Origin of the sequence: Priestia veravalensis (assembly GCF_001457055.1) — a bacterium.
GTDB lineage: Bacteria > Bacillota > Bacilli > Bacillales > Bacillaceae_H > Priestia > Priestia flexa.
The window spans coordinates 17,206-27,832 of the sequence record NZ_KQ758638.1 but is presented as its reverse complement, the minus strand read 5'-3'; the positions used below and the strand labels follow the sequence as shown (position 1 = coordinate 27,832).

10 protein-coding genes are annotated in these 10,627 nt (G+C 39.4%); 1 reads left to right on the top strand and 9 read right to left on the bottom strand.

Annotation, left to right across the window (positions count from 1 at the left end; translation table 11 throughout):
* The 7 genes from spoVID to hemA all read right to left on the bottom strand — a co-directional run.
* On the bottom strand, positions 1-582 hold a 582-nt coding region (gene spoVID / locus AS180_RS07305), incomplete at its 3' end, for a stage VI sporulation protein D (protein WP_082636357.1).
* 121 nt (positions 583-703) lie between these two features.
* A complete protein-coding gene (gene hemL / locus AS180_RS07300; protein ID WP_062686612.1) occupies positions 704-1,993 on the bottom strand; it encodes a glutamate-1-semialdehyde 2,1-aminomutase in 1,290 nt (429 codons plus the stop codon).
* A 16-nt stretch (positions 1,994-2,009) separates the two neighbouring features.
* Positions 2,010-2,990 (bottom strand): porphobilinogen synthase, encoded by a 981-nt coding sequence (gene hemB / locus AS180_RS07295; protein ID WP_062686611.1) that lies wholly within the window; start codon positions 2,988-2,990, stop codon positions 2,010-2,012.
* 13 nt (positions 2,991-3,003) lie between these two features.
* A complete protein-coding gene (locus tag AS180_RS07290; protein WP_062686610.1) occupies positions 3,004-3,789 on the bottom strand; it encodes a uroporphyrinogen-III synthase in 786 nt (261 codons plus the stop codon).
* Entirely contained in the window at positions 3,789-4,721 is a 933-nt protein-coding gene (hemC, locus tag AS180_RS07285; RefSeq protein ID WP_025908555.1) for a hydroxymethylbilane synthase, read from the bottom strand. Before hemC ends, AS180_RS07290 begins: the two co-directional genes overlap by 1 nt.
* 15 nt (positions 4,722-4,736) lie before the next feature.
* Complete coding sequence (locus AS180_RS07280) at positions 4,737-5,570, bottom strand: cytochrome C assembly family protein (protein ID WP_062686609.1); 834 nt, start codon at positions 5,568-5,570, stop codon at positions 4,737-4,739.
* A 13-nt stretch (positions 5,571-5,583) separates the two neighbouring features.
* Positions 5,584-6,924, bottom strand: a complete 1,341-nt coding sequence (gene hemA, locus AS180_RS07275; RefSeq protein WP_025908557.1) for a glutamyl-tRNA reductase — start codon at positions 6,922-6,924, stop codon at positions 5,584-5,586.
* A 203-nt stretch (positions 6,925-7,127) separates the two neighbouring features.
* Between hemA and AS180_RS07270 the strand changes: the two genes are divergently transcribed.
* Entirely contained in the window at positions 7,128-7,613 is a 486-nt protein-coding gene (locus AS180_RS07270) for a LiaF transmembrane domain-containing protein (RefSeq protein WP_062686608.1), read from the top strand.
* A gap of 57 nt (positions 7,614-7,670) precedes the next feature.
* Here AS180_RS07270 and yihA read toward each other — a convergent pair whose 3' ends face one another.
* Positions 7,671-8,258, bottom strand: a complete 588-nt coding sequence (gene yihA / locus AS180_RS07265; protein ID WP_025908559.1) for a ribosome biogenesis GTP-binding protein YihA/YsxC — start codon at positions 8,256-8,258, stop codon at positions 7,671-7,673.
* Positions 8,255-10,579, bottom strand: a complete 2,325-nt coding sequence (gene lon, locus AS180_RS07260; RefSeq protein WP_025908560.1) for an endopeptidase La — start codon at positions 10,577-10,579, stop codon at positions 8,255-8,257. Before lon ends, yihA begins: the two co-directional genes overlap by 4 nt.
* Positions 10,580-10,627: the final 48 nt, after the last annotated feature.

The window sequence follows — 10,627 nt, the reverse complement described above, 5'->3', positions numbered from 1 at the left end:
AGAAGTATTACGGTAAGGAACTTCAAGTTCTTTTTCTTCTTCTACTTCTTCAACAGCAGTGTTGCGGTAAGAAGCTTCAAGCTCTTCTTCATATTCTGCTTCTGGTTCTTCAATTTCTGCCCAACCTTTTTCCTCTTCTCTTACGTGACTTTGCTGTTCACCGTAAAGACCTGTAATCGATAAATCCGCCATTAGCTGTAGGCAATCCGATTCTGGTAACTCATAATCAAATAAATCAATTGATACATAAACATCTTCCATATTCTGAATACGATTTTTAGGAATCGTAATGTCAACAGGGAAGGCATGTGATAGTTCAGCTGTACCATCTTCTCTAACAAGCACTGATTCAACGTGCTTTTCGTTTGTATATTCGCGCAAAGAGTGTGCTTCCTCTTCTAACGTTTCATATTCACCTGTTAGCAATAAAGCTCCACGAATGGAGACATATTGATCATATTCTTGGATTGCGACCTGAGGCTCTAAGGAGATTGATAAAAGCTGAGACACTTCCTGTCCCTTTTGAAACCATACTGATTCTTCTACTGAAAAACGCAGACCCGATAAATTATCCTGCGACAAATTGCTCTCCCCCTTCCAACACCTTACAAAATAGCGTTGTCATTAAAGATGTATGAAAGTGAAAAATAAAATATGTCTTTAAAAGCAAAAAAGCTTACGTTTATCACGTAAGCTCTTTGGATTATGAACGAAGTTTAGCAAAGGCTTTTTCAGCAGCTTGGATTGTAAATTCAATATCTGCATCCGTATGAGAAGTCGATAAAAACATACCTTCAAATTGAGAAGGTGGTAAAAAGACTCCTTCATTCGCCATTTCACGATAGTACTTGCTAAAGTATTCAAGATTTGATGTTTTCGCTGTCTCATAGTTAATTACGTCTTCGTTTGTGAAGAACAAGCCAATCATAGAGCCAGCTCGATTAATTGTATGAGGCACTTCATATTTTGCCGCGGCTGCTTTTAGACCTTCTTCAAGGCGATCTGCTTTTCTAGAAAATTCATCATACGACTGTGGCGTTAACTGCGTTAGCGTCTCATAACCTGCCGTCATGGCAAGTGGGTTTCCAGAAAGCGTACCCGCTTGGTAAATTGGACCACTCGGTGCTACTCGCTCCATAATCTCCGCTTTACCACCGTAAGCACCAACCGGAAGGCCACCACCAATTACTTTTCCTAAGCAAGTTAAATCAGGCGTTACGTTATAGTAACCTTGCGCACAGTTATACGCTACTCGGAAGCCTGTCATCACTTCATCAAAAATTAACAGTGAGCCATAGTCAGATGTAATTTCACGAAGCCCTTCTAAAAATCCAAGCTGAGGTGGTACTACTCCCATATTACCAGCTACTGGCTCAACAATAACACCCGCAATATCTTCACCAAACTGCTCAAACGCATACTTTACGCTTTTTAAATCATTATAAGGAACCGTAATCGTATTTTTAGCAATTCCTTCTGGTACACCAGGGCTATCTGGTAAACCAAGTGTTGCAACACCCGAACCAGCTTTAATTAACAATGAATCGCCGTGCCCGTGATAGCATCCTTCAAATTTTAAGATTTTATTTCGATTCGTATAGCCACGAGCTAAGCGAAGAGCACTCATCGTTGCTTCCGTTCCAGAACTCACCATACGAATAATTTCAATTGAAGGTACACGTGAGATTACTACTTTAGCTAATTCGTTCTCAATTAAAGTTGGAGCACCAAAGCTTGTTCCAGACTCAGTTACTTTCTTAATTGCTTCTACCACACGATCATTTGAGTGACCATGAATTAATGGCCCCCAAGATAGGACGTAATCTACATATTCATTTCCATCAATATCGTAGATTTTCGCTCCTTTTCCACGTTCCATAAAGATAGGATCCATATCTACAGATTTAAAAGCACGAACTGGGCTATTTACTCCGCCCGGCATTAGTTGCTTTGCTTGAAGAAAGGCTGCTTTTGATTTTTCATAACTTCTCATCGAACAAACACTCCTTTTAGTTATCTTTTAGCCAGCGAACAGCATCTTTCGCATGATACGTAATGATTAAATCTGCTCCAGCACGCTTCATACTTGTAAGCTTTTCTAGTACAATCTCTTTTTCATTCACCCATCCATTTTGTGCAGCTGCTTTAATCATGGAGTATTCTCCACTTACGTTATAAGCCACGACAGGTAGGTTAAAGTTATTTTTTACATCACGCATAATATCTAAGTAAGAAAGCGCTGGTTTTACAATTAAGAAGTCTGCACCTTCGGCTACGTCAGAATCCGCTTCACGAAGAGCTTCTAAGCGATTGGCTGGGTCCATTTGGTACGTTTTACGATCTCCAAATTGCGGAGAAGAATGTGCTGCATCACGGAAAGGACCGTAGAAAGCTGACGCATATTTTACAGCGTAAGACATAATAGGAATATCTTCGAAACCTGCTTCGTCTAAACCATGACGAATAGCCGCTACGAACCCATCCATCATGTTAGAAGGTGCAATGATATCAGCGCCAGCTCTTGCTTGACTAACCGCTGTTCTTGCTAGCAAATCAAGCGTTGGGTCATTTAAGATTTTTCCTTCTTCAATAATGCCACAATGTCCATGATCGGTATATTGACATAAGCAAGTGTCTGCAATAACGACAAGTTCAGGGAACTCTTCTTTAATTTGACGAATTGCTTTTTGAACGATTCCATGATCATGATAAGCTTGCGAACCAACAGCATCTTTTTCAGCTGGCACGCCAAAAACAATAACGGACTGAATTCCCAAATCGACAAGCTCCTGCATTTCTCTACTTAATAAATCAAGCGATACTTGATCTACGCCTGGCATGGATTGAACTGCATTGCGCTTATTTTCTCCTTCAATTACAAAGATTGGATAAATAAAGTCTTCCGGCTGTAAGTGCGTTTCGCGAACAAGTGCACGCATGCTATCTGAACGTCTTAGACGACGATGACGATTGAATTGTAATAATGTCATGAGAAAATCCTCCTTAATTGTTACCTTTAAAATAATCTACCATTTTCTCTATCATACCATTAATTGTATACTCTTCTGGAACGATGTGCTCAATTTCATATTTGGCAGCAGTTTGAGCGGTAATAGGTCCTATACACACGACCACTTTTTCGTTTATAACCGATAGCCAATCTTGTTTTGAATCCATCATATCAACAAAGAAGTTAACGGTAGATGAGCTTGTAAACGTAATGATATCCGCTTTCTCAACCGCGTGCTGAAGCTCAGTCCTGGATGCTTTATTTTGAACCGTTTCATACATCACCAGGTCCGTCACGCTATACCCTTTTTCATCAAGTCCTTGTAAAAGAATAGGACGTGCTAGATTCCCTCTAACAACAAGCACTTTTTCATGAGGTTTAGCCTCCTTCATGAGTGCTTCTAGCAGTGACTCTGCTATGTACTCTTCAGGAGTTACGTCTGGCTTTATCCCACGTTTTTTGAGTGCTTCACCTGTTTTTTTTCCAACAACAGCGATCTTACAGGATTTAGCTAAACCACTGTTTATATTTAATAGATTAAGCCACTGAAAGAAAAACTCGACTCCATTTTGACTTGTAAAGATAATCCACTGATATGTATGAAGATGTTCAAGTACTCTCTGTATGTACGTACGATTAGCTGCTGGTACAAAAGATAAAACAGGCACCGTTAAAGGAATACCACCTACAGCTTGTATTGCAGCAGTAAAGCTTTTGGCTTGCTCCGCTTGGCGCGTAATCAACACTCGTTTTAAAAAAAGAGGAGCCTGTTGACTCATTAACTGTCCAGCTCCTCTTTTACACGATCAATTAATTCTTTAGCTCCGTTGGCAGTTAAACGACGTGCAGCTTCCTCTCCAATTTCTACGGGGTTTGCACCAGCAAGCGTTTCTTGATAAATTTGTTGGCCATCTGGAGAAGCAACAAGCGCTGTTAATTGTACATGCCTATTCTCTACTACGTGAGCATAGCCTGCAATCGGAACTTGACAGCCGCCTTCCATGCGCTTTAGAAACACGCGCTCTGCTTGAACTGCTAAGCTTGTGTCCTCATCGTTTAGCATATGTAAAAGTTCAAGTAGCTCCTTGTCATCTGAACGACATTCAATCGCTAAAGCTCCTTGACCAACCGCTGGAACACTTAAGCTAGGGTTTAAATACTGCGTCACAGTGTCTTTAGACCAACCCATTCGTGATAGACCAGCTGCAGCTAGAATTATTGCGTCATATTCTTCTGTTTGTAGTTTGTTTAAACGTGTATCGATATTGCCTCGAATCCATTTAATTTCAATGTCTGAACGCTTTGCAAGAAGCTGTGCACCACGTCGTAGGCTACTCGTTCCAATGACAGCTCCACTTGGTAGCTCTTCAAACGTTTTTCCGGTCTTTGAAATGAGCACATCTCTGTGGTCTTCACGCAGCGGAATGCATCCAATTGTTAACCCTTCAGGTAAAACAGCCGGCATATCCTTCATGCTGTGAACGGCCATATCAATTTCTTTTGACAATATTGCTTGTTCAATTTCTTTTACAAATAAGCCTTTTCCGCCTACCTTAGAAAGCGTTACATCTAAGATTTTATCTCCTTTTGTGACAATTTCTTTAATCTCAAACTCAAAAGGAAGACCTTGTTGTTTCAACTGTTCGATAACCCATTTTGTCTGTGTTAATGCTAGCTTGCTTCGGCGTGAGCCGACAATAATTTTCCGCATGTTGTCCTCCTAGTTTTACGACTCCCAAAAATGAAAGTTTGACAAACTTCCAAATAAGAAAAAGTTAATCAATAAAATTAAAAATAATGCGATGTTCCAAATAGCTATTGCCCGACCTTGAATTCCTCTTCTCAAACGCACATACAAGTAAGCGCTATATGCAAGGAGCATAAAGAACGAACCTAATACCTTTGTATCATACCAGTGAAAATCGACTACTTTAATATACGCCCATATTAACCCAAGCATCAAGGAAAGCAACAATAGAGGTACACCAATTAAGATCAGTACGTAAGACAGATAATCCAGCTTCGTTAAATCCTCAATGCGCATCAGTCGCTTGTTCCATTTTTTCTTTTTCAGCAAATCATACTGTACAAGGTACAAAGCTGAGAAAACAAAAGAAATGGAAAAAGCTCCATAAGATAAAATAGCCATTGTGATGTGAAAAATTAAAAGTTCCGATACCAATCGTTCTGCTTCAACCGACGTTTGTGTTTCCATTGGTGCAAACGTATGAATCGCCATGATTAAAAAGCCAATCGCATTCGTAAAGAACACGACAAAATCAACTCTAAATAAACGATTGATGACTAACGATAGCGTAATGAGCACCCACGCATAGAAGTACAGGCCCTCTGAAATTGTTAAGATTGGGACTCTATCGGTTTCCCACATTCGTAAAAACAAAAAGATTGTTTGTAAAAACCACACAATAGAAAGTAACCAGAAGGCTACTTTATTTGCCTTCCGGTTATGCTGTACAAAGTCAATGAAATAAAGCAAAACACTGACCGCGTATAAAATTACAATTAATTCATAAATTCTGGTCAATGAGATATCAACCATATCAAAGCCTCACTTACGACTGGTAAGCTACTTGTTGAGGAGTTACGGGTAGCTCATGATGAGATTCTTTTTGCTTTTGAGCTTCCACTTCTTGTTCAATATTAAAAATCTTCATGAACAATTCTAACGACTCTTCAGCATGCTGCTCTCCAGCCAATTCTTTTGCATGTAAAATCGGATCTCGCAGCAGTTGATTTATGATGCTTTTCGTATGTTTGTTCAGCACTTTTCGTTCACGCTCAGACAAATTCGGAAGCTTGCGATTAATACTAGCCATCGTATCAGCCTGAATAGTTAGTGCTTTCTCACGAAGAGCTGAAATAACAGGCACAACCCCAAGACGACCTAGCCACATTTTAAAATCAACAATTTCAGCTTCAATCATTAACTCGATTGTTTCAGCAGCCTTTTTGCGTTCTTGTAAATTCGCATCCACAATCCCTTGTAAGTCATCAATATCATATAAAAAGACGCTATCAAGCTCTGCAAGTGCAGGATCCAAATCACGCGGAACCGCGATATCAACCATAAAAAGAGGTCGTCCTTTGCGCATGCGCTCTACTTGCTTCATCATATCTTTTGATACGACAAACGTACTAGCTCCCGTAGAGCTAATTAAAATATCAGCTTCAATTAACGCACATTGAAGTTCGTTTAGCTGTTTCGCTTGACCAGAAAAGCGCTTAGCAAGTTCTTCTGCTTTTTCGAATGTACGATTTACAACCGTTACTTTTTGAGCACCGCTGCCGTATAAGTTCTGCAAAGCAAGCTCGCCCATTTTACCTGCACCTAGAATAAGCACATGCTTCGATGACAAATCACCAAAAATTTTTTTCGCTAACTCAACCGCAGCGTAACTCACTGAAACAGCATTGGCTCCAATCTCTGTCTCGCTGTGCGCACGCTTGGCTAGTGTAATAGCTTGCTTAAACAATTGATTAAATACCGTTCCAATTGTTTGATTTTGTTGAGCAAGTAAAAAGCTTGAACGTACCTGTCCAAGAATCTGTGTTTCACCTACAACCATTGAGTCTAACCCACAGCTTACTCGATACAAATGCTCAATAGCACCATCGTTTTCAGCAATTGTTAAAAAAGGTGAAAACTCGTCTTTATCTAGTTCAAACCACTCTGCCAAAAAGGCTTTTACATAGTAACGCCCTGTGTGTAACTGATCCACTACTGCATAGATCTCCGTACGATTACATGTTGACACAATAATGTTTTCTAAGATACTCTTTTGACTACTTAAAGCTTTCATTGCAGAGCCTAACTCTTGTTCTTTAAAGCTAAGCTTTTCCCTTATTTCAACAGGGGCTGTTCGATAATTTAAGCCGACTGCTATAATATGCACTTGTACATACCCCCTTCAATAAAAAATTAAATTACTGTCCTTTTATCTATCTCTATTATAACATGTTTCCCTACTCGTTCTTAAAAAAAATGTGAACAGTCTTTGAAAACATGTGTTAAGATATTAACGATTATCCATAATAAATTGTATCAAAAAAGCAGTGATTTATCACTTTTCCTGTTTAATCACACCAGGAGGTTACGATGAAGAAACAGTCAATTTTTTTCGGAGTTTTATTAGTTGGATTTGGAATCTTTTTTCTAGTAGACGAGCTTAACTTAAAAATCGCAGAACACTTATACACCTGGCCTCTCCTGCTCGTTTTAGTCGGAGTTGCGCTTGGGGCACAATGTCGCATTTCGCAAGACTATTCTAACGTACTAGCAAGCTACATATTAATTACATTAGGCGGTCATTTTTATGTAAGTGACTGGCTGCCGTTCTGGCCTCAACATACTAGCATGGTCATTTTAATGATTGCACTGAGCTTTTTACTGAGTGCGAAAAAGAGTAAAACCGGCCTATTTCAAGGTATTCTTTTATTACTCATTGCGCTGTTTATGATGTTTTCAAATAATTTAAATCAGTTTGCCCCAGCGGTTGAAAACGGTGTGAATTACCTAGCTACCTTTTGGCCTATTCTATTCCTACTCATTGGCTTATATTTATTATTTTCCAAACGTAAGTAATATATGTAAAAAAGGTTGAAACGAAAAGCGAGCGCTTTTCGTTTCAACCTTTTTTTGTTAATTATTCATGCGGTATTGAAGTGATCTCCACGATTGATCTTTTCCTTGACCAGTTTCAGATGAAAATAGAATGAGTTCATCTTCGGCTTCTAGCTCTAACGTATCACGTACAACTTTTAAGTGCTTTTGCCATTTACCTTTCGGGATTTTATCCGCTTTTGTGGCAATAACCATTACAGGAATTTCGTAATGCTTTAAGAAATTGTACATCATGACATCATCTTTAGACGGCGCGTGACGTAAATCAATAATTAATAACACCGCTTTTAGCTGATCGCGATCCGTTAAATATGTTTCAATCATCTTGCCCCATGCTTCACGCTCTGTCTTAGACACTTTAGCAAACCCGTAGCCTGGAACATCAACAAAATGCATCATTTCATTGATTAAATAAAAATTTAACGTTTGTGTTTTTCCAGGCTTTGACGATGTACGTGCTAAGTTTTTACGGTTAAGCATTTTATTAATAAATGATGATTTTCCTACATTTGATCGACCAGCCAAAGCAAATTCTGGCAAGTTTTCTTTTGGATATTGATCAGGCTTTACTGCGCTGATAACAATTTCCGCTTGGGTTACTTTCATTTTACCTCTCCTACTAATGCATGTTCCAATACTTGATCTAAATGAGATACAAGTACGATGTCCAACTGTTCTTGTACACTATCTGGAATATCTTCAATATCACGCTCGTTGTCTTGAGGGATTAAGATTTTTGTAAGTCCAGCACGATGTGCACTTAATGATTTTTCTTTTAATCCACCGATTGGTAAGACGCGACCTCTAAGCGTAATCTCACCCGTCATTCCTACCTCTCTTCTTACCGGTCTACCTGTTAAAGCTGAAGTTAAAGCTGTTGCAATTGTAATTCCTGCCGAAGGTCCATCTTTTGGCACAGCTCCTTCTGGCACATGAATATGAATGTCATATTTCTCATGGAACTTTTCATCAATTCCTAGCTCTTCCGCTTTTGAACGAATGTAACTAAAAGCTGCTTGAGCAGACTCTTTCATCACATCACCAAGTTTCCCTGTTAGTACAAGGCGACCTTTTCCAGGAGATAGACTAACTTCAATTGCAAGCGTATCTCCTCCCACAGTTGTGTAAGCTAACCCTGTTGCAACACCAACTTGGTTTTCAGATTCAGCTTGCCCATAGCGAAACCTTGCTTTTCCTAAAAATTCTTCTAAGTTCTTTTCAGTTACGACTACGCGCTTTTTATCTCCAGATACGATAATGCGAGCAGCTTTACGACAAATAGATGCAATTTCACGCTCGAGGTTACGAACGCCCGCTTCTCTCGTATAAAGACGAATGATTGCTACTAGAGCATCTTCTCGAATTTGAAGGTCAGCTTTTTTCAGACCATGGTTTTCTAACTGTCTCACTGCTAAATGACGCTTAGCAATTTCAAGTTTTTCAAGCTCTGTATAGCCAGCAATATTAATGATTTCCATTCTGTCGCGTAAAGGTCCTGGAATCGTCGCTAAATTATTAGCAGTAGCTACAAACATCACTTTTGATAAGTCATACGTTTCTTCAATATAGTGATCGCTAAAATTATGGTTTTGCTCCGGATCCAAGACTTCAAGCATAGCAGAAGATGGGTCTCCACGGAAGTCATTAGACATTTTATCAATCTCATCTAATAAAAAGACAGGGTTGACTGTACCAGCTTTTTTCATTCCTTGAATAATACGTCCAGGCATCGCGCCTACATACGTACGGCGATGGCCTCGAATTTCAGATTCATCACGCACGCCACCGAGCGATACGCGGACAAAATTCCGATTTAACGCCGTCGCAATAGAACGTGCTAGAGACGTTTTACCTACTCCTGGAGGTCCAGCTAAACAAAGAATTGGTCCCTTTAATGAGTTCGTTAATTTCTGAACAGCTAAGTATTCAAGCACACGTTCTTTTACTTTTTCAAGACCGTAGTGCTCTTCATTTAGAATTTTATCTGCGCGGTGAATATCTAAACGATCTTCAGTTTCCTTTGTCCATGGCAAAGCAAGTAGCCAATCGATATAGTTACGAATAACCGAGCTTTCTGCAGAAGTAGCGGGAATTTTTTCATAGCGATCTAGTTCTTTTAACGCAGTCATCATCACGCGCTCAGGCATACCACTTTCTTCAATCTTTTCTCGAAGTGTAGCAACTTCTCCGCCTTTACCCTCTTTATCGCCTAGCTCTTTTTGAATAGCCTTCATTTGCTCACGAAGATAGTATTCTTTTTGAGTACGCTCCATCGACTTTTTCACACGTTGTCCAATTTTCTTTTCAAGTTGTAGCACTTCTTGTTCATCTTGAATGTAAGAAATGAGCATGTTCAAGCGCTCTTTTACATCTTCAGTTTCAAGAACTTCTTGCTTCAATTGAATTTTAATCGGCAAATGCGAAGCAATAATATCGGCTAACCGTCCCGGTTCCTCAATGTCTGTTACGGTTGAAAACGTCTCAACGGATACCTTTTTAGATAGCTTTATGTATTGTTCAAAGTAATCTAAAAGCGTGCGCATTAGCGCTTTGTCTTCCACATCTGTTTCATGTTCTTCATTGTATTTCATTACATCAGCCAGGAAGCAACCTTCTTCTTCAATTATTTCCTTGACTTCAATACGGTTTAATCCTTCAACTAATACTCTCATCGTGCCATTTGGCAACTTTAACATTTGCTTAATCTTTGCTAAAGTACCCATTTTATATAAGTCATCAACCGCTGGTTCATCGATGCCCATTTCCTTTTGAGAAACTAAGCACACCAAGTGGTCGTCCATCATTGCTTTTTCTAAAGCCTGCACGGATTTATCTCTTCCAACATCTAAATGCAATACCATAGTTGGATAGACAATCAACCCACGTAAAGGTAAAAGTGGAATGCGAATTGTTTCATTTTTCGTCATTCAATGAACACCTCCAATGCCCGTTTATTCCATAGTATGTAAGGGATA

What these genes read in the sequence shown, in the direction of transcription:
- hemL (WP_062686612.1), bottom strand. Translation starts at nt 1,993, where the DNA reads ATGAGAAGTTATGAAAAATCAAAAGCAGCCTTTCTTCAAGCAAAGCAA.
- hemB (WP_062686611.1), bottom strand. Translation starts at nt 2,990, where the DNA reads ATGACATTATTACAATTCAATCGTCATCGTCGTCTAAGACGTTCAGAT.
- AS180_RS07290 (WP_062686610.1), bottom strand. Translation starts at nt 3,789, where the DNA reads ATGAGTCAACAGGCTCCTCTTTTTTTAAAACGAGTGTTGATTACGCGC.
- hemC (WP_025908555.1), bottom strand. Translation starts at nt 4,721, where the DNA reads ATGCGGAAAATTATTGTCGGCTCACGCCGAAGCAAGCTAGCATTAACA.
- AS180_RS07280 (WP_062686609.1), bottom strand. Translation starts at nt 5,570, where the DNA reads ATGGTTGATATCTCATTGACCAGAATTTATGAATTAATTGTAATTTTA.
- AS180_RS07270 (WP_062686608.1), top strand. Translation starts at nt 7,128, where the DNA reads ATGAAGAAACAGTCAATTTTTTTCGGAGTTTTATTAGTTGGATTTGGA.
- yihA (WP_025908559.1), bottom strand. Translation starts at nt 8,258, where the DNA reads ATGAAAGTAACCCAAGCGGAAATTGTTATCAGCGCAGTAAAGCCTGAT.
- lon (WP_025908560.1), bottom strand. Translation starts at nt 10,579, where the DNA reads ATGACGAAAAATGAAACAATTCGCATTCCACTTTTACCTTTACGTGGG.